The sequence below is a fragment of the Enterobacter sp. 940_PEND genome, from assembly GCF_001059415.1.
Lineage (GTDB): Bacteria > Pseudomonadota > Gammaproteobacteria > Enterobacterales > Enterobacteriaceae > Enterobacter > Enterobacter cloacae_M.
This window is the reverse complement of record NZ_JUMS01000057.1, coordinates 46,361-65,942: the sequence shown is the minus strand read 5'-3', so window position 1 is coordinate 65,942 and position 19,582 is coordinate 46,361. Positions and strand designations below refer to the sequence as shown.

Annotated in this window: 15 protein-coding genes; 9 read left to right on the top strand and 6 right to left on the bottom strand. The window is 57.5% G+C overall.

Annotated elements, in window-relative coordinates:
• Positions 1–166 precede the first annotated feature (166 nt).
• The gene (pckA, locus tag ADJ24_RS08715) at positions 167–1,786 is read left to right on the top strand and encodes a phosphoenolpyruvate carboxykinase (ATP) (protein ID WP_023309493.1); all 1,620 of its coding nucleotides are present in this window, start codon (positions 167–169) and stop codon (positions 1,784–1,786) included.
• A 164-nt stretch (positions 1,787–1,950) separates the two neighbouring features.
• Here pckA and envZ read toward each other — a convergent pair whose 3' ends face one another.
• Positions 1,951–3,297, bottom strand: a complete 1,347-nt coding sequence (gene envZ, locus ADJ24_RS08710; RefSeq protein WP_023309494.1) for a two-component system sensor histidine kinase EnvZ — start codon at positions 3,295–3,297, stop codon at positions 1,951–1,953.
• On the bottom strand, positions 3,294–4,013 hold the full coding sequence (gene ompR, locus ADJ24_RS08705; protein ID WP_001157751.1) for a two-component system response regulator OmpR: 720 nt from the start codon (positions 4,011–4,013) through the stop codon (positions 3,294–3,296). Before ompR ends, envZ begins: the two co-directional genes overlap by 4 nt.
• A gap of 232 nt (positions 4,014–4,245) precedes the next feature.
• Here ompR and greB point away from each other — a divergent pair, with 232 nt between their 5' ends.
• The 5 genes from greB to feoC all read left to right on the top strand — a co-directional run bounded on the left by greB (position 4,246) and on the right by feoC (position 10,293).
• Positions 4,246–4,719, top strand: coding sequence for a transcription elongation factor GreB (greB, locus tag ADJ24_RS08700; RefSeq protein ID WP_023309495.1), 474 nt, complete (start codon positions 4,246–4,248; stop codon positions 4,717–4,719).
• A gap of 88 nt (positions 4,720–4,807) precedes the next feature.
• Entirely contained in the window at positions 4,808–7,138 is a 2,331-nt protein-coding gene (locus ADJ24_RS08695; protein WP_023309496.1) for a Tex family protein, read from the top strand.
• 331 nt (positions 7,139–7,469) lie between these two features.
• Complete coding sequence (feoA, locus tag ADJ24_RS08690) at positions 7,470–7,697, top strand: ferrous iron transporter A (RefSeq protein ID WP_008503050.1); 228 nt, start codon at positions 7,470–7,472, stop codon at positions 7,695–7,697.
• A gap of 30 nt (positions 7,698–7,727) precedes the next feature.
• On the top strand, positions 7,728–10,046 hold the full coding sequence (gene feoB, locus ADJ24_RS08685; RefSeq protein ID WP_023309497.1) for a Fe(2+) transporter permease subunit FeoB: 2,319 nt from the start codon (positions 7,728–7,730) through the stop codon (positions 10,044–10,046).
• Positions 10,047–10,056: 10 nt separating this feature from the next.
• Positions 10,057–10,293, top strand: a complete 237-nt coding sequence (gene feoC, locus ADJ24_RS08680; protein WP_023309498.1) for a [Fe-S]-dependent transcriptional repressor FeoC — start codon at positions 10,057–10,059, stop codon at positions 10,291–10,293.
• Between the two features lie 33 nt (positions 10,294–10,326).
• Here the strand turns inward: feoC and ADJ24_RS08675 are convergent, their stop codons facing one another.
• Together ADJ24_RS08675 and bioH are read right to left on the bottom strand one after the other, a co-directional pair.
• Entirely contained in the window at positions 10,327–10,596 is a 270-nt protein-coding gene (locus ADJ24_RS08675; RefSeq protein WP_023309499.1) for a YdgH/BhsA/McbA-like domain containing protein, read from the bottom strand.
• A gap of 111 nt (positions 10,597–10,707) precedes the next feature.
• Complete coding sequence (gene bioH / locus ADJ24_RS08670; RefSeq protein ID WP_023309500.1) at positions 10,708–11,481, bottom strand: pimeloyl-ACP methyl ester esterase BioH; 774 nt, start codon at positions 11,479–11,481, stop codon at positions 10,708–10,710.
• Positions 11,482–11,517: 36 nt separating this feature from the next.
• Here bioH and gntX point away from each other — a divergent pair, with 36 nt between their 5' ends.
• The 3 genes from gntX to gntT all read left to right on the top strand — a co-directional run bounded on the left by gntX (position 11,518) and on the right by gntT (position 14,540).
• Positions 11,518–12,201, top strand: a complete 684-nt coding sequence (gene gntX, locus ADJ24_RS08665) for a DNA utilization protein GntX (protein ID WP_023309501.1) — start codon at positions 11,518–11,520, stop codon at positions 12,199–12,201.
• Positions 12,202–12,262: 61 nt separating this feature from the next.
• Positions 12,263–12,838: a Fe-S biogenesis protein NfuA gene (gene nfuA / locus ADJ24_RS08660; protein ID WP_008503055.1), complete on the top strand. Its 576-nt coding sequence runs from the start codon at positions 12,263–12,265 to the stop codon at positions 12,836–12,838.
• 385 nt (positions 12,839–13,223) lie between these two features.
• The gene (gene gntT, locus ADJ24_RS08655) at positions 13,224–14,540 is read left to right on the top strand and encodes a gluconate transporter (RefSeq protein WP_023309502.1); all 1,317 of its coding nucleotides are present in this window, start codon (positions 13,224–13,226) and stop codon (positions 14,538–14,540) included.
• A 112-nt stretch (positions 14,541–14,652) separates the two neighbouring features.
• Here gntT and malQ read toward each other — a convergent pair whose 3' ends face one another.
• Both malQ and malP read right to left on the bottom strand, forming a co-directional pair.
• On the bottom strand, positions 14,653–16,731 hold the full coding sequence (malQ, locus tag ADJ24_RS08650) for a 4-alpha-glucanotransferase (RefSeq protein ID WP_023309503.1): 2,079 nt from the start codon (positions 16,729–16,731) through the stop codon (positions 14,653–14,655).
• A gap of 9 nt (positions 16,732–16,740) precedes the next feature.
• Complete coding sequence (malP, locus tag ADJ24_RS08645; RefSeq protein ID WP_023309504.1) at positions 16,741–19,134, bottom strand: maltodextrin phosphorylase; 2,394 nt, start codon at positions 19,132–19,134, stop codon at positions 16,741–16,743.
• Between the last annotated feature and the right edge of the window lie 448 nt (positions 19,135–19,582).

Below are 19,582 nucleotides of genomic sequence, written 5' to 3'. Positions count from 1 at the left end.
AAAAGCGATTCCTGCGATAATCCGCCTGCGCTGTGACTGGAGTCGCAGCGTTTTCCGTTAGTAAGGGTTTTGTCCAGATGCGTAAATCTATGAGCCCCGTCGCGGTTAACAACCTCAGAAAAACCCTACAATTTCAGGCAGTACATATTGGCTAAGGAGCAGTGATATGCGTGTTACTGGTTTAACCCCGCAAGATCTCAAGGCTTATGGTATTCACGACGTCCAGGAAATCGTCTACAACCCCGACTACGATACGCTGTATCAGGAAGAGCTCAATCCAGCACTGGAAGGATACGAGCGTGGTGTGTTGACGAATCTTGGTGCTATCGCCGTCGATACCGGTATCTTTACCGGTCGTTCGCCGAAAGATAAGTATATCGTCCGAGACGAAACCACCCGCGATACGCTGTGGTGGGCTGACAAGGGCAAAGGGAAGAACGACAACAAACCGCTCTCCCCGGAAACCTGGCAGCACCTGAAAGGGCTCGTCACCCATCAACTTTCCGGCAAGCGTCTGTTCATTGTCGACGCTTTCTGCGGCGCTAACGCCGATACCCGTCTCTCCGTGCGTTTTATCACTGAAGTGGCCTGGCAGGCGCATTTCGTGAAAAACATGTTTATTCGTCCAACCGACGAAGAGCTGCAGGATTTCACCCCGGATTTCATCGTGATGAACGGTGCGAAATGCACTAACCCACAGTGGAAAGAGCAGGGTCTGAACTCCGAAAACTTTGTGGCCTTCAACCTGACCGAACGTATCCAGCTGATCGGCGGTACCTGGTACGGCGGCGAAATGAAGAAAGGGATGTTCTCGGTCATGAACTACCTGCTGCCGCTGCGCGGTATCGCCTCCATGCACTGCTCGGCTAACGTCGGTGAAAAAGGCGACGTGGCGGTATTCTTCGGCCTGTCCGGCACCGGGAAAACTACCCTGTCCACCGATCCAAAACGTCGCCTGATTGGCGATGACGAACACGGCTGGGATGACGACGGCGTATTCAACTTTGAAGGCGGCTGCTACGCGAAGACCATTCGCCTGTCTGAAGAGGCCGAGCCGGATATCTTCCACGCGATCCGTCGCGATGCGCTGCTGGAAAACGTCACCGTGCGTGCCGACGGCTCCATCGACTTCGACGATGCGTCGAAAACGGAGAACACACGCGTCTCTTACCCGATCTACCACATCGACAATATCGTGAAGCCGGTGTCAAAAGCGGGTCATGCCACGAAGGTCATTTTCCTGACGGCGGATGCGTTCGGCGTGCTGCCTCCGGTGTCTCGCCTGACGGCCAGCCAGACGCAGTATCACTTCCTCTCCGGTTTTACCGCCAAGCTGGCGGGTACCGAGCGCGGCGTGACGGAGCCAACCCCAACCTTCTCCGCCTGCTTCGGCGCGGCTTTCCTGTCGCTGCACCCGACGCAGTACGCTGAAGTGCTGGTGAAACGCATGCAGGCATCCGGCGCGCAGGCCTACCTGGTGAACACCGGCTGGAACGGTACCGGCAAACGTATCTCTATCAAAGATACCCGCGCGATTATCGACGCCATTCTGGATGGTTCTCTGGACGACGCCGAAACCTTTACGCTGCCGATGTTTGACCTGGCGATCCCAACGTCGCTGCCGGGTGTGGATACGCATATCCTCGACCCACGCAACACGTACGGTTCTCCGGAGCAGTGGCGCGAGAAAGCGGAATCGCTGGCGAAGCTGTTTATCGAGAACTTCGAGAAGTATACCGATACCCCGGCGGGTGCTGCGCTGGTGAGCGCAGGACCGAAGCTGTAGGTAAAAACAAAAAGGCAACGAAAGTTGCCTTTTTTAATGTTTTCTCCCTCTCCCCGTGGGAGAGGGGCGGGGTGAGGGCATCAGACCGCAGAGACCGCATTTTGTCGGGTGGCGGCTTCACTTAACCCGACCTATAAAAAAGGGTGGCAATTGCCACCCTTTTTTTAACTCTCTTTCACCTGCCCCCGCGTCACCGGTACCGGCAGCCAGGCGCGAATGCTCAACCCACCGCGCTCGCTGGTGCCAATCTCCAGCAGTCCGTTGTGGTTATCGATAATACGCTGAACAATCGCCAGACCTAAGCCCGTGCCGCTGGTGCTGCGCGCGCTGTCGCCGCGCACAAACGGCTGAAACAGATGCTTACGCTGCTCGGGCTTGATGCCCGGACCGTCGTCTTCCACCTGGAACCAGGCGCGGTTGAGTTCAGACCCGCTGCTGACTTTAATCCAGCCATTGCCGTAGCGCGCCGCGTTGACCACCATGTTCGCCACCGCGCGCTTAATGGAGAGCGGGTGCATGCGTACCTGAATTTCACCCGCCTGCAGGTCGGTATCAATCTCCCGCTCGTAGCCGCTTTCCGCCGCCACCACCTCGCCCAGCACCGCGTTCAGATCCGCCATCTCCATCGGCATCTCCTGCCCGGTGCGCAGGTAGTCGATGAACTGCTCGATGATGGCATTACACTCTTCGATGTCTTTGTTGATGGACTCGGCGAGATAACCGTCCTCTTCCCCCATCATCTCCGTCGCCAGACGAATACGCGTTAGCGGCGTGCGCAGGTCATGGCTTACGCCCGCCATCAGCAGCGTACGATCGTCCGCCAGCTGCTTCACGCCTGCCGCCATATGGTTAAACGCGCGCGTCACCGAACGGACCTCCGAGGCGCCATACTCGCGCAGAGGAGGTGGAATAATCCCTTTACCGACCTGCAGCGCGGCGTGCTCCAGGTCGACCAGCGGTCGGTTCTGTATACGGATAAATAGCCACGCGCCGCCTATCGCCAGCAGCATAATCGCCAGGGTGTAGCGGAACAGCGGCGAGAAGTCGCCCTGATGGATTTCGGTCAGCGGAACGCGCACCCAGATATTGGGTGACAGCCAGGTTTTCAGCCAGACGACGGGCGAGCTTTTGTTGACCTCAACGCGCACTTCCGTCGGGCCGCCCAGCTGCTGCGCCATCTGCTGGCTGAGAAATTCGTAGTGCTGCGCCCAGCGCAGGCCTGCGTCTTCCGCCGCTTCGTTGGAGTAGAGCGAAATGCCCAGCTCACGGTAGATTTCACGGCGAAACGCCGGGGGAACGACGAGCTGCGTGCCGTCCTCCAGCTGCAGTTTATCGGTCATCAGCATACGGACTTCGTAGGCCAGGACCTTATTAAACTGCTGGAGGCTCGGCAGGATCGCAAAGTTCAGCACCACCAGATAGGTCGTCACCAGGCTGACGAACAGAAGGGTGACGATCAGTAACAGGGTGCGGGCAAACGAGCTACGCGGCGAGAAGCGCATTCGCCTCATGCTTTAGAGCCGTCCGGGACGAACACGTAGCCCAGACCCCATACGGTCTGAATATAACGAGGATGAGCAGGATCTTCTTCCACCATGCGGCGCAGGCGGGAGATCTGCACGTCAATGGAGCGTTCCATTGCGGAGTATTCGCGACCGCGCGCCAGGTTCATCAGCTTGTCACGGGAAAGCGGTTCACGCGGGTGGCTGACCAGCGCTTTCAGTACCGCAAACTCGCCGCTGGTGAGCGGCATTGGCTCATCTTCACGGAACATCTCTCGCGTGCCGAGGTTCAGCTTGAACTTGCCGAAGGCGATGACGGCTTCTTCCTGCGACGGTGCACCAGGCAGTTCGTTCGCCTGACGGCGGAGAACAGCGCGAATACGCGCCAGCAGTTCACGCGGGTTAAACGGTTTTGGAATATAGTCGTCCGCGCCGATTTCGAGGCCCACGATACGGTCAACTTCCTCGCCCTTCGCCGTCACCATGATGATCGGCATCGGGTTGCTCTGGCTGCGCAGACGGCGGCAAATAGAAAGCCCGTCTTCGCCAGGCAGCATCAGGTCGAGAACCATCAGGTGGAAAGATTCACGGGTCAGCAGACGGTCCATCTGCTCAGCGTTCGCGACGCTACGAACCTGGAAGCCCTGCTCGGTCAGATAACGTTCCAGCAGCGCGCGCAGGCGCATGTCGTCATCCACGACCAGAATTTTGTAGTTCTCTTGCATTGTGTGTACTCCCAAAGGTTCGGATAGTCTTTGTAACAGCGTATTCTAAAAAAGTGCACGTATTCGACCAGTTAATTCTGGTATAAATTCTAGTCGAAATTGTTACAAAGCATATTTAACAGCAGCTTATCTGCTCATTTCATCACATAAATCATTATTAATCCTGTCTGTTACACTGTGTGGTACGTATTGTGCGCAAGACAGTTAACCGGCAGGCAGCAAAGGCTTTACCATGAAAACGCCCCTGATCACCCGCGAAGGGTACGAAAAGCTCAAAAAAGAGATGGATTACCTCTGGCGCGAAGAGCGTCCTGAAGTAACCAAAAAGGTGACCTGGGCGGCAAGCCTGGGCGATCGCAGCGAAAACGCTGACTACCAGTACAACAAAAAGCGGCTGCGCGAAATTGACCGCCGGGTTCGCTATCTGACGAAGTGCCTCGAGAATCTCAAAATTGTCGATTACTCCCCGCAGCAGGAGGGCAAAGTGTTCTTCGGCGCGTGGGTGGAGATTGAAAACGACGATGGCGACACCCTGCGTTTTCGCATTGTCGGCTACGATGAAATTTTTGGTCGTAAGGATTACATCTCCATCGACTCCCCGATGGCCCGCGCGCTGCTGAAAAAGGAAGTGGGCGATCTGGCCGTCGTTCAGACCCCTGGTGGTGAAGCCAGCTGGTACGTCAATGAGATCGTCTACGTAAAATAGTCCGAGAGCGCCCTCCCCGGCTGGCATTTTGCCGTGTCAGCCCGTATAACTATCCCCTGATTTTTTCGACTCAACAGATGATAAAGCCATGATGAAAGATTCGCTCTGCCGCATTATTGCGGGTGATATTCAGGCCAGAGCCGAACAGGTAGAAGCTGCCGTTCGCCTGCTTGATGAAGGGAACACCGTGCCGTTTATTGCACGCTATCGTAAGGAAGTCACCGGCGGTCTGGATGACACGCAGCTGCGTAACCTGGAGACCCGTCTGGGCTATCTGCGCGAGCTGGAAGAACGTCGTCAGGCGATCCTCAAATCCATCGGCGAACAGGGCAAGCTGACCAGCGAGCTGGAAAGCGCCATCAACGGCACCCTGAGCAAAACCGAACTCGAAGATCTCTATCTGCCGTACAAGCCGAAGCGCCGCACGCGCGGGCAGATTGCGATTGAAGCGGGTCTTGAGCCGCTGGCCGACCTGCTGTGGAACGAGCCGTCCCACGATCCGGAAACCGAAGCGGCGAAATTCATCGACGCCGACAAAGGCGTAGCGGACACCAAGGCCGCCCTCGACGGCGCGCGCTACATTCTGATGGAGCGCTTCGCCGAAGACGCCGCCCTGCTCGCTAAAGTGCGTGATTACCTGTGGAAGAATGCCCACATCGTCTCTACCGTCGTCGCGGGTAAAGAGGAAGAAGGCGCGAAATTCCGCGACTACTTCGATCACCACGAACCGATCTCTACCGCCCCTTCACACCGTGCGCTGGCGATGTTCCGCGGCCGCAACGAAGGCGTGCTCCAGCTCTCCCTGAACGCCGACCCGCAGTTTGACGAGCCGCCGAAAGAGAGCCACTGCGAGCAGATCATTATCGACCATCTCGGCCTGCGCCTGAACAACGCCCCGGCGGACAGCTGGCGCAAAGGCGTGGTGAGCTGGACCTGGCGCATCAAGGTGCTGATGCACCTCGAAACCGAGCTGATGGGCACCGTGCGCGAGCGCGCCGAAGATGAAGCGATTAACGTCTTCGCCCGTAACCTGCACGACCTGCTGATGGCCGCCCCTGCCGGCCTGCGTGCGACCATGGGTCTCGATCCGGGCCTGCGTACCGGAGTGAAGGTCGCTGTGGTTGACGGCACCGGCAAGCTGGTGGCGACCGATACCATCTATCCGCACACCGGCCAGGCAGCGAAAGCGGCCGTCGTGGTAGCGGCGCTGTGCGAAAAATACAACGTGGAGCTGGTTGCCATCGGCAACGGTACGGCCTCACGCGAAACCGAGCGTTTCTACCTCGACGTGCAGAAGCAGTTCCCGAAAGTGACGGCGCAGAAAGTGATCGTCAGCGAAGCGGGGGCATCCGTCTATTCCGCGTCCGAGCTGGCGGCCCAGGAGTTCCCGGACCTGGACGTTTCCCTGCGCGGTGCGGTCTCTATCGCACGCCGCCTGCAGGATCCGCTGGCGGAGCTGGTGAAGATCGACCCGAAATCCATCGGCGTGGGCCAGTATCAGCACGACGTGAGCCAGACTCAGCTGGCGCGCAAGCTGGATGCGGTGGTGGAAGACTGCGTAAACGCCGTCGGCGTTGACCTGAACACCGCCTCCGTTCCCCTGCTGACCCGCGTGGCGGGCTTAACCCGCATGATGGCGCAGAACATCGTCGCCTGGCGTGATGAGAACGGCCAGTTCCAGAACCGTCAGCAGCTGCTGAAGGTGAGCCGTCTGGGGCCAAAAGCCTTTGAGCAGTGTGCAGGCTTCCTGCGAATCAACCACGGCGATAACCCGCTGGATGCCTCTACCGTTCACCCGGAAGCGTACCCTGTGGTGGAACGCATTCTGGCCGCCACCCAGCAGGCGCTGAAAGATCTCATGGGTGACAGCAGCGCCCTGCGCAACCTGAAAGCCGTTGATTTCACCGACGACAAGTTTGGTGTCCCAACCGTCACCGACATCATCAAAGAGCTGGAAAAGCCGGGCCGCGATCCGCGTCCTGAGTTCAAAACGGCGACCTTTGCTGACGGCGTGGAAACCATGAACGACCTGCTGCCCGGCATGGTGCTGGAGGGCGCGGTGACCAACGTCACCAACTTTGGCGCGTTTGTGGATATCGGCGTGCATCAGGACGGCCTGGTGCATATCTCATCCCTCGCCGACAAGTTCGTTGAAGACCCGCACACCGTGGTTAAAGCGGGTGACATCGTGAAGGTCAAAGTGCTGGAAGTGGATCTGCAGCGCAAGCGTATCGCGCTGACCATGCGTCTGGACGAGCAGCCGGGCGACACCAACGCGCGCCGCGGCGGCAATGGCGGTGGCCGCGAGCAGCAGCGCCCGGCCGCGAAAGCGGCAAAACCGCGCGGACGTGATGCTCAGCCTGCTGGCAACAGCGCGATGATGGATGCGCTGGCGGCTGCGATGGGTAAGAAACGCTAAGGCTGTCAATGCCCCTAACCCTCTCCCCAAAGGGGAGAGGGGATCGCACGGTGCGGTCTTTTCCCCTCGTCCTCATGGGTGGGGGGAATAAATTCATATCGAAATATATGAAACCGATTGCATAGCCATATTTAAACCACGAATTATCACCCCGTTAACAAATACTCCCCTTTTCGTTTTCCAGGCAATTCAGCAAATATTGAGCCAGGTCAAACAGGCCGTAAATTAATACCGTAAACAACATTCCGTCACAGTTTTAATATTGCTGATAAAAACTATTCTCATTATCATCCCATAGTAGATAATTTAACCTTTCGTGGAATCAGGCGTTATGCAATTCACTCCAGACAGTGCATGGAAGATTACCGGTTTTACCCGCGAAATTAGCCCGGCCTATCGGCAAAAGCTGCTGTCGCTGGGCATGCTGCCCGGCTCGTCATTCCAGGTCGTGCGCGTGGCGCCGCTGGGCGATCCGGTTCACATCGAAACCCGCCGCGTAAATCTGGTGCTGCGTAAGAAAGACCTCGCGTTAATAGAAGTCGAAGCCTTATCCCGATAACAAGCCAGCGGTTTCAGTGAGTCTAAAAAAATGAAAAAGTTAACTATTGGCTTAATTGGCAATCCTAATTCCGGCAAGACCACCCTTTTTAACCAGCTGACCGGCGCACGCCAGCGCGTGGGCAACTGGGCGGGCGTGACGGTTGAGCGTAAAGAGGGCCAGTTCACGACAACGGACAACCAGGTGACGCTGGTTGACCTTCCCGGCACCTATTCGTTAACCACCATTTCGTCGCAAACTTCGCTCGATGAGCAGATTGCCTGCCACTATATTCTTGGCGGCGACGCGGACCTGCTGATCAACGTGGTCGACGCCTCCAATCTCGAGCGTAACCTTTATCTGACGCTGCAGCTGCTGGAGCTGGGGATCCCCTGCATTGTGGCGCTCAACATGCTCGACATTGCGGAGAAACAAAAGCTGCGTATCGACGTCGATGCCCTCTCCGCGCGCCTGGGTTGCCCGGTCGTTCCGCTGGTCTCGACGCGCGCTCGCGGTATTGATGCGCTGAAGCTGGCCATTGACCGTCACCAGGGCAATCATGACATTGAGCTGGTGCATTACGCGCAGCCTCTCCTGCGCGAAGCCAACGTGCTGGCGCAGGAAATGGACACCGGTATGCCAGCAAAACAGCGCCTGTGGCTTGGCCTGCAGATGCTGGAAGGGGATATCTACAGCCGCGCTTACGCCGGGCATGCGGCCGATAAGCTGGACGCCACGGTGGCCCGTCTTAGCGACGAGCTGGACGACCCGGCGCTGCACATCGCCGATGCACGTTACCAGGCCATCGCCTCGATTTGCGACGTTGTCAGCAACGCCCTGACGGCAGAGCCCAGCCGCTTTACGGCGGCGGTGGACAAGGTTGTGCTTAACCGCTTCCTCGGTTTGCCCATCTTCCTGCTGGTCATGTACGTGATGTTCCTGCTCGCCATTAACATCGGCGGCGCCCTCCAGCCCATTTTCGACGCCGGTTCCGTCGCGGTCTTCGTCCACGGGATTCAGTGGGTAGGTTACACCCTGCACTTCCCGGAATGGCTAACCATCTTCCTCGCGCAGGGGATCGGCGGCGGTATCAACACCGTTCTGCCTCTGGTGCCGCAGATCGGCATGATGTATCTGTTCCTCTCGTTCCTGGAAGATTCCGGCTACATGGCGCGCGCCGCGTTCGTGATGGATCGTCTGATGCAGGCGCTGGGTCTGCCGGGTAAATCCTTCGTCCCGCTGATTGTCGGCTTCGGCTGTAACGTGCCGTCGGTGATGGGCGCACGCACCCTGGATGCGCCGCGTGAACGTCTGATGACCATCATGATGGCGCCGTTTATGTCCTGCGGTGCCCGTCTGGCCATTTTTGCGGTCTTTGCCGCAGCCTTCTTTGGTCAGCAGGGCGCGCTGGCGGTCTTCTCGCTCTACGTGCTGGGAATCGTGATGGCGATCCTCACCGGTTTAATGCTGAAGCACACCATCATGCGCGGTGAAGCGTCACCGTTTGTGATGGAATTGCCGGTGTATCACGTGCCGCACCTGAAAAGCCTGGCGATCCAGACCTGGCAGCGTCTGAAAGGGTTTGTGCTGCGCGCCGGTAAGGTGATTGTCATCGTCAGCATTTTCCTGAGCGCCCTGAACAGCTTTACCCTGAGTGGACAGGCAGCGGATAACATTAACGACTCTGCCCTCGCCTCCGTTAGCCGCGTCATCACGCCGGTCTTCAAACCGATTGGCGTGCATGAAGATAACTGGCAGGCAACCGTCGGCCTGTTCACCGGCGCGATGGCAAAAGAGGTGGTTGTCGGTACCCTGAACACGCTCTACACCGCTGAGAACATTCAGGAACAGGACTTTAATCCGGCAGAGTTTCATCTCGGTCATGAACTGCTGGGTGCCGTAGAGGAAACCTGGCAGAGCCTGAAGGACACCTTTAGCCTGAGCGTGCTGGCGAACCCGATTGAGGCCAGCAAAGGCGACGGCGAAATGGCGACGGGTGCCATGGGCGTGATGGGCGAGAAATTTGGCAGCGCGTCCGCCGCCTATAGCTACCTTATCTTTGTTCTGCTCTACATTCCGTGCATCTCCGTGATGGGGGCGATTGCCCGCGAGTCCAGCCGCGGCTGGATGGGTTTCTCCATCCTGTGGGGGTTAAACATTGCGTACTCGCTGTCGACGCTCTTCTATCAAACCGTTAACTTCAGCCAGCATCCGCGCTACAGCCTGGTCTGCATTCTCGCGGTTGTGCTGTTTAACGTGTTAGTGCTCGGCCTGCTGCGGCGTGCGCGCAGCCGCGTCGACATCGACCTGCTGGCAAACCGTAAAACCGCCGCAACCTGCTGCAGCAGCCCGGCGGGCGACTGTCACTAAGGAGCAACCTATGGCATCGTTGATTCAGGTTCGTGACCTGCTGGCACTGCAAGGGCGAATGGAGGCGAAACAGCTGAGCCTCAGCCTGCATACGCCGCAGCCGATGATCGATGCCATGCTGGAAAGACTGGAAGCCATGGGGAAAGCGGTGCGGATTCAGGAAGAGCCGGACGGCTGTCTCTCCGGCAGCTGTAAAAGCTGTCCGGAAGGAAAGGCCTGCCTCAGGGAGTGGTGGGCGCTGCGTTAATAAAGCCGGGCATCGCTGCCCGGCTTTATCGTATTACTTGTAGACGTCCGCCGTTGCGCGCACGTTTTTGGTCTGCTTTTCAGCGCTGGTGACGACGTAGTACGTTCCGCCCAGCTCATCCGCTTTCTTCGACAGCTCTTTTCTCGCGTCCATCGGCGCGGTGGTATCAGACGTAGAAATCTCACCAATTTTCGTCAAATTCATGCCGGCAACTTTATCTTTTTCCAGCTCTTTTGCCGCAAAGACGCCAAATGACAGTGACCCAATAACCAGAGAAGTGACAATACCTGTAACAAGTTTCATAGCCTGACTCTCCATAGGATTGTTGTTTTGATTATCGTAGGCAGAACAACCGCAACGACATCTGGAGTATGGTTGCGGTGTGTTATTTTTTCCAGGATGGATAGAAAATAATCAGTCGAAACGTTGACTTAACGCAATGAGCGCTGAACAAAATTCCGTCGGATGAGAGATAAACGGGGCATGTGCGGCTTTGGCAACGATCTGCGATTCGCTGTCCGGCCAGAGCGAATCCAGCAGCGGAACCACTTTGCGCGGCACAATCCCGTCGAGATAACCGTAGATACGCAGGTGCGGCACCGTCAGAGCTGCCAGCGGCTCGCGCAGGTCAACCGTTTTCAGGAGCTCAAGACCGCCGTTAAGCACCTCAACCTCCGGCATCGGCAGCGAAAGCACGGTCTGCTTCAGCGTTCGGGCATCCTGACGCGCGGTGTCAGTGCCCATTGTCTGTAATGCCAGGAAGCGCTCTACGGTCCGCTGGAAATCGTCGCTCAGCTGCTGCTGGAAGCCCGCCAGCACGTCAGGCTTGATCCCCGGCCACTCTTCCTGCGCGCTAAAACAGGGCGATGACGCCACCGTCACCAGCGCTTTTACGCGGTCAGGCCGCGACAGCGCAATCTGGCTCGCCACCAGCCCGCCCAGGCTCCAGCCCAGCCAAACCGCGTTTTGCGGCGCAGCGTCCAGAACCTGCTGCGCCATCTCATCAAGCGACAACGCGCCATACCCGCGGCTGCGGCCAAAGCCGGGTAAGTCCACCAGATGCAGCGTGAAATGCGAGGCAAGTTCCTCACGTATGCAATGCCATATCTCCGCGTTCAGGCCCCATCCGTGCAGCAGCACAAGATGGCAATTTCCTGTCCCTACGGTCTGCCACCACAGCCTCTTCATCAGTTACTGTTCTCTTTTTTCACATGGAGGTTGCACATGCTAACAGTACCCGGCTTGTGCTGGCTATGCCAAATGCCGCTGGCGCTTAGCGGGTGGGGCGTATGCTCCGTCTGCACGCGATCGCTGCAATGGCGTATCGGGATCTGTCCACAATGTGGTTTACCGGCCACAAACCCCTCGTTGCCCTGTGGCCGCTGCCTGAAAAAATCCCCGCCGTGGAGCGCGCTGGTGGCCGTGGATGATTATGTCCCTCCGCTGAGCAGACTGGTTCATGCGCTGAAGTTTTCCGGGCAGAGCTCGCTGGCACAGCCCCTTGCCCAACTGCTGTTGCTGGCGGTTCTGCAAGCGCGACGTCACCGGGCATTGCCGAAAATTGACATGGTGGTGAATGTTCCCTTATACCGGCGTCGGCACTGGCGGCGCGGCTATAACCAGAGTGACCTGATCTGCCGTCCCCTCGCGCGGTGGCTCGGCTGCCGGTATGAGGCCCACGCGCTGACACGCGTTCATGCCACCGCCATCCAGCATCAGCTCAGCGCCCGGCTTCGCAAAAGAAACCTCAAAAATGCCTTTCGCCTTGAATTGCCGGTCGACGGTCTCCATATCGCGATTGTGGATGATGTCGTCACCACGGGCAGTACCGTTGCTGAACTTTCCCGACTGCTTTTGCGAAGCGGCGCCGCGTCGGTTCAGGTATGGTGTCTGTGCCGTACCTTGTAGCCCTTCTTCAATGGGCGTATGATTATACCCAGGTAATTTAGTCAACTATTAGGCCAAAGCTATGATCCGTATTTCCGATTCTGCACAAGCGCACTTTGCCAAACTGCTGGCAAATCAGGAAGAAGGGACGCAGATCCGCGTGTTTGTGATTAATCCAGGCACTCCGAATGCAGAATGTGGTGTTTCTTATTGTCCTCCGGACGCTGTGGAAGCCACCGACACTGCCCTTAAATTTGAGCAGCTCACCGCCTACGTTGATGAGCTGAGCGCACCGTATCTTGAAGATGCGGAGATCGACTTCGTCACCGACCAGCTGGGTTCTCAGCTGACCCTGAAAGCACCGAACGCGAAAATGCGTAAAGTGTCTGACGATGCCCCGCTGATGGAGCGCGTTGAGTATCTGCTGCAATCCCAGATTAACCCACAGCTGGCGGGCCACGGCGGTCGTGTTTCCCTGATGGAAATCACCGACGAAGGTTTTGCCATTCTGCAGTTTGGCGGCGGCTGTAACGGCTGTTCCATGGTCGATGTGACGCTGAAAGAAGGGATCGAGAAGCAGCTGCTGAACGAGTTCCCGGAACTGAAAGGCGTGCGTGACCTGACCGAGCACCAGCGCGGCGAGCACTCTTACTACTAATTCAGTATCCGTCTGTATCGCCCGGTAGCGCGGTGCTTGCCGGGCCTACAAAACTGTGGCTGCGCGTATGCCTGGACACAGCATCCGAATCGTAGGCCGGGTAAGGCGAAGCCGTCACCCGGCTTTTGTTTTCCCGCCGCTCCCCCTCTATATGTTGACCTGCGTCTCATTATTCAAATTTAGCCTCCCAGGGTGATTCTCAATCGCGCCATGTTACCCGTATCATTCTCGTGGGCACTCAGGATCCTTATAACAGCCGACTAAACTTAATGGTTTCGAAGGCATCAGTATGAGTGCCGTTACTTCTCTGTTCCCAGTTGGGACAATCGGAATTTGTCGTTGAAACAATGACGTTACCCATAACAATTCAAAGGCCAGGTAAATCATGCCATTAGTCATCGTTGCTATCGGTGTTATGTTATTACTGCTCTTGATGATCCGTTTCAAAATGAACGGATTTATCGCTCTGGTTCTGGTGGCACTTGCAGTCGGTCTGATGCAGGGTATGCCGCTGGTTAAAGTTATCAGTTCCATCAAAGCCGGCGTCGGCGGCACGCTCGGCAGCCTGGCGCTGATCATGGGCTTCGGCGCCATGCTCGGCAAAATGCTGGCAGACTGCGGGGGCGCGCAGCGTATCGCCACCACGCTGATTGCCAAATTTGGCAAGAAGAACATCCAGTGGGCGGTGGTATTAACCGGTTTTACCGTCGGCTTCGCGCTGTTCTATGAAGTGGGCTTCGTGCTGATGCTGCCGCTGGTGTTCACCATCGCGGCTGCGGCAAACATCCCGCTGCTGTATGTCGGTGTGCCAATGGCTGCGGCGCTGTCCGTGACTCACGGCTTCCTGCCGCCGCACCCGGGTCCAACCGCTATCGCAACCATCTTCCACGCGGATATGGGTAAAACCCTGCTGTTCGGTACGATTCTGGCGATCCCAACCGTGATTCTGGCGGGCCCGGTTTATGCCCGCTTCCTGAAAGGCATTGATAAGCCGATTCCGGAAGGTCTCTACAGCGCCAAAACCTTCACCGAAGAAGAGATGCCTGGCTTTGGCGTCAGCGTCTGGACCTCTCTGGTACCGGTGATCCTGATGGCGATGCGCGCCGTGGCAGAGATGATCCTGCCGAAAGGTCATCCGTTCCTGTCCGTTGCGGAATTCCTGGGTGACCCGGTAATGGCAACGCTGATTGCGGTGCTGATCGCGATGTTCACCTTCGGCCTGAACCGCGGCCGTTCAATGGATCAGATCAACGATACGCTGACCTCTTCCATCAAAATCATTGCCATGATGCTCCTGATCATCGGCGGCGGCGGTGCATTCAAGCAGGTTCTGGTCGACAGCGGCGTGGACAAATACATCGCTGCCATGATGCATGAAACCAACGTATCGCCGCTCCTGATGGCCTGGTCTATTGCCGCGGTTCTGCGTATTGCGCTGGGTTCTGCGACCGTTGCGGCGATCACCGCGGGCGGTATCGTTGCCCCGCTGATTGCGACCACGGGCGTAAGCCCTGAACTGATGGTTATCGCCGTCGGTTCCGGTAGCGTGATTTTCTCTCACGTTAACGACCCTGGCTTCTGGCTGTTCAAGGAGTACTTCAACCTGACGATCGGTGAAACCATCAAGTCCTGGTCCGCGCTGGAAACCATTATTTCGGTGTGTGGTCTGGTCGGGGTGCTGCTGTTGAATATGGTGGTTTGATGTAAAAAAGCCGGGTGGCGCTGACGCTTACCCGGCCTACTCGATCCATGCAGGCCCGGTAAGCGTAGCGCCACCGGGCAATAAAAAAACCCGCCAGTGGCGGGTTTTTTTATCACTTCTTCGCGGCTGCTTTTCGCCGCTTGTCCAAATCCTTAATCAGCTTGTTCACCCCGTCATCGGCAAACATCTTCTCAAGCGTTGTGGACAGCTTGCGACGCCAGTTCTTGTACTGATAGCTAGTGCCCGGAATGTTCACCGGCTCCGCCATATCAATCCAGTCTTCAGGCTGCAGGCCCAGCAGGGCGCTGTTGCTGTCGGCAATATAGCGCTGTAGGCCGCGATTGAGGGTCGCGGTCATCGACATCAATGACGCCTTATGTCCGGCACGTTTCGGCAGACAGCCCTGCTTGTGCAGCGCATCCAGCAGCCCCTGCTTAGAGAGCTCGCGATCCTGATACAGGCCGCGCAAAACCTCTTCATCAGGATACAGACCCAGCGTTTTACCGAGCGTCAGATCGCCGCTTTCCCAATAGCCACGAAGCGTAGGAAGGTCATGCGTCGTCGCGACTGCCATTGACTGTTCAGGGTACGCTTTCGGCGCGCGGAAGGTTTTCTCATGGTCGTTTTCAAAATAGAGCACTTTATAGGAGTAGACGCCGCTGTCGCGGAGCTTGCTGACAATTTCCACCGGCACGGTACCGAGATCTTCACCGATCACCATGCACTGATGGCGCTTGCTTTCCAGCGCGAGGATCGACAGCAGATCGTCAACCGGATACTGCACGTACGCGCCGTGATCGGCCGTTTCACCGTACGGGATCCACCACAGACGCAGCACGGACATCACATGGTCGATACGCAGCGCCCCGCAGTTCTGCATGTTGGCGCGCAGCAGGTCGATAAATGGCTCGTAGGCGCGCGCCGCCATGACGTGCGGATCCATCGGCGGCAATCCCCAGTTCTGGCCGAGCGGGCCAAGGATATCCGGTGGCGCGCCGACGGAGGCTTTCAGACAGTAAAGCTCGCGGTCGCACCAGGTTTCCGCGCCGCCTTCCGCCACGCCCACGGCCAGGTCACGATATAGGCCGATCGGCATCTTATAGCCCTGGCTCACCTGCCAGCAGGCGGCAAACTGGCTGTACGCCAGCCACTGCAGCCACAGGTAGAAGTCCACTTCATCGGCATATTTTTTACAGAACGCTTTTACTTCAGGCGTGTCGACGGACTGATACGCTTCCGGCCAGACCGGCCAGCCCCAGCGCATTTCGTCCTCTTTCACCTGATACGCGTGCAGCGCATCAAACGCCGCCTGCCAGTACAGGCTCTCGCCCTCCTGCGTTACAAACTGGCGGAACGCGGCCATCTGCTCGTCATCGCGCTGCGAAAAGCCTTTCCACGCCAGACGCAGCGCGGCCATTTTCAGCGCCGTGACGGTGGAATAGTCCACCCAGTCCGCGTCGCGCGCCTGCTTCAGTGCCTGCTGCGTGGTGCTGAGTTTCCACCACGCCTGCGCCTCTTTGCTGTTTTTGAAGTCATCTAACGCGTTAACGTCGATATAAATCACGTTCAGCCAGCGGCGGGACGACGGGCTATACGGGCTGGCACTCTCCGGGTTGGCCGGATAGAGCGCGTGGATCGGGTTGAGGCCGATGAACGCGCCGCCGCGCTCGCCTACATCCACCAGCATCTTTTTCAGATCGCCAAAATCACCGATGCCCCAGTTGCTGTCGGAGCGCAGGGTGTAGAGCTGCACGCAGGCGCCCCACAGCTTTTTGCCTTCGAGCAGCGCCTGCGGCTCGTAGCAGCGTTTTGGCGCGACGATCACCCGGCAGTGGAAGCGCTGGTCATCCTGGGTGAGCGTGAGGGTGTGATACCCCTCCGGCAGCTTCGCCGGAAGGTTTAACGTTTTGCCGCCGGTGGCGTGGCCTTTATGCTGATGCCCCTCTTCGGTGGTAAGCAGCCAGCTAAACTCGCCGCGCCCCTCCACCGCCAGCGGCATCTTTTTGCCTGCGGTGAACACCTTCACGTTCGGCACCGGCGCAACCGACGCTTTCGCGTCGGCCTTGTGCATGGCATCAAGCAAACGTCTTTTGGTGTCGGCGCCAATAGACTGCGGTTTGCCGTGCGCATTAATGTAACTGAGGCTGATCCCCGCCGCCTGCGCGGCGCTGTCCAGACGTTTACTCTCCATCGCGCTTCCTTAGCGTTTTGCCTGCCAGATACGGGCCTGATAATCACGGATTGAACGGTCAGAGCTGAACATACCGCAGCGCGCAGTGTTCAAAATGCACGCGCGGGTCCAGGCCTCCTGGTCGCGATACAGCACGTCGACCTGCTTTTGCGCTTCAACGTAGGCCGTGAAGTCCGCCATTACCAGATACGGGTCACCGCCGTGTTTGTCCATGCTGTGCAGCATCTGGTCAAACGCGTGCTTGTCGCCGTCGCTGTATTTACCGCTTTCCAGCTCCTTCAGCACCGCGTCGAGCACTTTGTCTTTCTTACGCCATTTCACCGGGTCATAGCCTTTAGCCTTGATGGCTTTCACCTCTTCCACGGTGTGGCCGAAGATAAAGATGTTCTCTTCACCCACCTTCTCGGCGATTTCGACGTTGGCCCCGTCGAGCGTACCGACGGTCAGCGCGCCGTTCAACGCCAGCTTCATGTTGCCGGTACCGGACGCTTCTTTACCTGCGGTAGAGATCTGCTCGGAAATATCCGCCGCCGGGATCAGCATTTCAGCCGCCGAGACGCAGTAGTCCGGCAGGAACACCACCTTCAGCTTGTCGCCCACTTTCGGATCGCTGTTGATCGCCGCCGCCACTTTATTGATGGCGAGGATAATGTTTTTCGCCAGGTAGTAGCCCGGCGCCGCTTTCGCACCGAACAGGAACACGCGCGGCACGCGGTCGGCCTGCGGGTTCTCGCGGATCTCTTTGTACAGCGCCAGAATGTGCAGCAGGTTCAGGTGCTGACGTTTGTACTCGTGCAGACGTTTGATCTGAATGTCGAAAATGGCATTCGGGTTGATCTCAATCCCGGTACGCATTTTCACGAACTCAGCCAGGCGAACCTTGTTCTCCAGCTTGATCGCGCGGTACTGCTCGCGGAATTTCGCGTCGTCAGCCTGTTTTTCCAGGTTGATGAGCTGGTCCAGATCGTTGGCCCACTCTTTCTTCAGGGTCTTATCCAGCAGACCGGCCAGCAGCGGGTTGCACTGCTTGATCCAGCGACGCGGCGTGATGCCGTTGGTCACGTTGTGGAATTTGGTCGGCCACAGCTGGTGGTATTCCGGGAAGAGATCTTTGACCACCAGATCCGAGTGCAGCGCCGCCACGCCGTTCACCGCAAAGCCGCTGACCACGCACATGTTCGCCATGCGCACCTGCTTATCGTGAACCACCGCCAGCTTCGCCCAGACCGCTTTGTTGCCTGGCCAGGTTTTATCCACCAGGATTTTAAACTGGTCGTTAATCTTGTTGATGATCTGCATGTGGCGCGGCAGCAGCGTTTTCACCAGCTTCTCATCCCAGCACTCGAGCGCCTCTGGCATCAGGGTGTGGTTGGTGTAGGCAAAGGTACGGCTGGTGATGGCCCAGGCGTCGTCCCAGCTCAGCTGATGCTCGTCGATCAGCACGCGCAGCAGTTCCGGGATGGCAATGGTCGGGTGCGTGTCATTGAGCTGAATCACTTCGAAGTCCGGCAGCTGCGCCAGCTTGCGGCCCGCCAGGTGATGGCGACGCAGAATGTCCGCCACGGAGCAGGCGCACTGGAAGTACTGTTGCATCAGGCGCAGCTTTTTACCGGCCAGGTGGTTGTCGTTCGGGTAGAGGACTTTGGTCAGCTTCTCGGCGTCGATGCCCTGCTGCTCGGCGCGCAGGAAATCGCCGTCGTTAAATTTGGTCAGGTTAAACGGATGCGCGTGCTTCGCCTGCCACAGACGCAGCGGCTGCGCCACGCCGTTACGATAGCCGAGCACCGGCAGATCCCAGGCTTCGCCAGTGATGGTGAATGCCGGTTCCCAGAGACCCTGCTTTGTCACTTTCCCGCCAATGCCAACCTGTACGTCCAGCTGCACGTTGTGGCGGAACCACGGATAGGTATTGCGATGCCAGTCGTCCGGCGCTTCCATCTGATGCCCGTCGGCAAACGACTGACGGAACAGGCCGTACTGGTAGTTCAGACCATAGCCGATCGCCGACTGGCCGACGGTCGCCATGGAGTCAAGGAAACAGGCTGCCAGACGTCCCAGGCCGCCGTTGCCCAGCGCCGGGTCAATCTCTTCTTCGAGCAGGTCGGTCAGGTTAATGTCGTGTTCTTTGAGGGCGTCACCGACGTCCTGATACCAGCCAAGGTTCAACAGGTTGTTGCCCGTCAGACGGCCAATCAGGAATTCCATCGAGATATAGTTCACGTGACGCTGGCCCTTAACAGGCTTCGCCATCGGTTGAGCATACAGCTGCTCTGCGAGCGCACCGCTCACGGCCTGCCACCACTGGTGAGGCGTCATCTCGTTTGCAGCATGAAGGCCAAAACGCTGCCACTGACGCGTCAGGGCAGCCTGGAATTGAGCTTTGTTGAAGGTAGGCTGTGACATAGGGGATCGGCATCCTTTAGAAAGAAAACACAAGTTGGCGCTAGTGTGCCTGGCTCATTTCCCCTCTTCCTCCTCCTGTGGGGGATTAGACAGGGAGGAGTAGCGGGGATGAGCATAAAAGTGTGATCGAGGCCACTCTCAGAGCATAGTTCGAGTGTGCCCGGAAGATAAAAAAGTAATCGGGGAGAATGTCAAAGAAATGAAATGCAGTTTCGGGTGAGATTAATCCGTTCTGAAATGATTACTTACGTAGAATAATAATTTAGTCATCGGGTTACATCTCCGGAGACTATTACTCTCACTCAACTTTACCCGCACTTTATTAAATTTGACGTCACTATACCTTTCTGAAACAAGTTTCAGCGCAGCGGCAATGTATACAGACAAGCCAGCAGTGACGCGGCGTTACGGCTCTTTCGAGAAAGTTCCAACATTTGCCTGAATGTTT

Coding starts and splice junctions, on each gene's coding strand:
- pckA (WP_023309493.1), top strand. CDS start 167: ATGCGTGTTACTGGTTTAACCCCGCAAGATCTCAAGGCTTATGGTATT.
- envZ (WP_023309494.1), bottom strand. CDS start 3,297: ATGAGGCGAATGCGCTTCTCGCCGCGTAGCTCGTTTGCCCGCACCCTG.
- ompR (WP_001157751.1), bottom strand. CDS start 4,013: ATGCAAGAGAACTACAAAATTCTGGTCGTGGATGACGACATGCGCCTG.
- greB (WP_023309495.1), top strand. CDS start 4,246: ATGAAAACGCCCCTGATCACCCGCGAAGGGTACGAAAAGCTCAAAAAA.
- ADJ24_RS08695 (WP_023309496.1), top strand. CDS start 4,808: ATGATGAAAGATTCGCTCTGCCGCATTATTGCGGGTGATATTCAGGCC.
- feoA (WP_008503050.1), top strand. CDS start 7,470: ATGCAATTCACTCCAGACAGTGCATGGAAGATTACCGGTTTTACCCGC.
- feoB (WP_023309497.1), top strand. CDS start 7,728: ATGAAAAAGTTAACTATTGGCTTAATTGGCAATCCTAATTCCGGCAAG.
- feoC (WP_023309498.1), top strand. CDS start 10,057: ATGGCATCGTTGATTCAGGTTCGTGACCTGCTGGCACTGCAAGGGCGA.
- ADJ24_RS08675 (WP_023309499.1), bottom strand. CDS start 10,596: ATGAAACTTGTTACAGGTATTGTCACTTCTCTGGTTATTGGGTCACTG.
- bioH (WP_023309500.1), bottom strand. CDS start 11,481: ATGAAGAGGCTGTGGTGGCAGACCGTAGGGACAGGAAATTGCCATCTT.
- gntX (WP_023309501.1), top strand. CDS start 11,518: ATGCTAACAGTACCCGGCTTGTGCTGGCTATGCCAAATGCCGCTGGCG.
- nfuA (WP_008503055.1), top strand. CDS start 12,263: ATGATCCGTATTTCCGATTCTGCACAAGCGCACTTTGCCAAACTGCTG.
- gntT (WP_023309502.1), top strand. CDS start 13,224: ATGCCATTAGTCATCGTTGCTATCGGTGTTATGTTATTACTGCTCTTG.
- malQ (WP_023309503.1), bottom strand. CDS start 16,731: ATGGAGAGTAAACGTCTGGACAGCGCCGCGCAGGCGGCGGGGATCAGC.
- malP (WP_023309504.1), bottom strand. CDS start 19,134: ATGTCACAGCCTACCTTCAACAAAGCTCAATTCCAGGCTGCCCTGACG.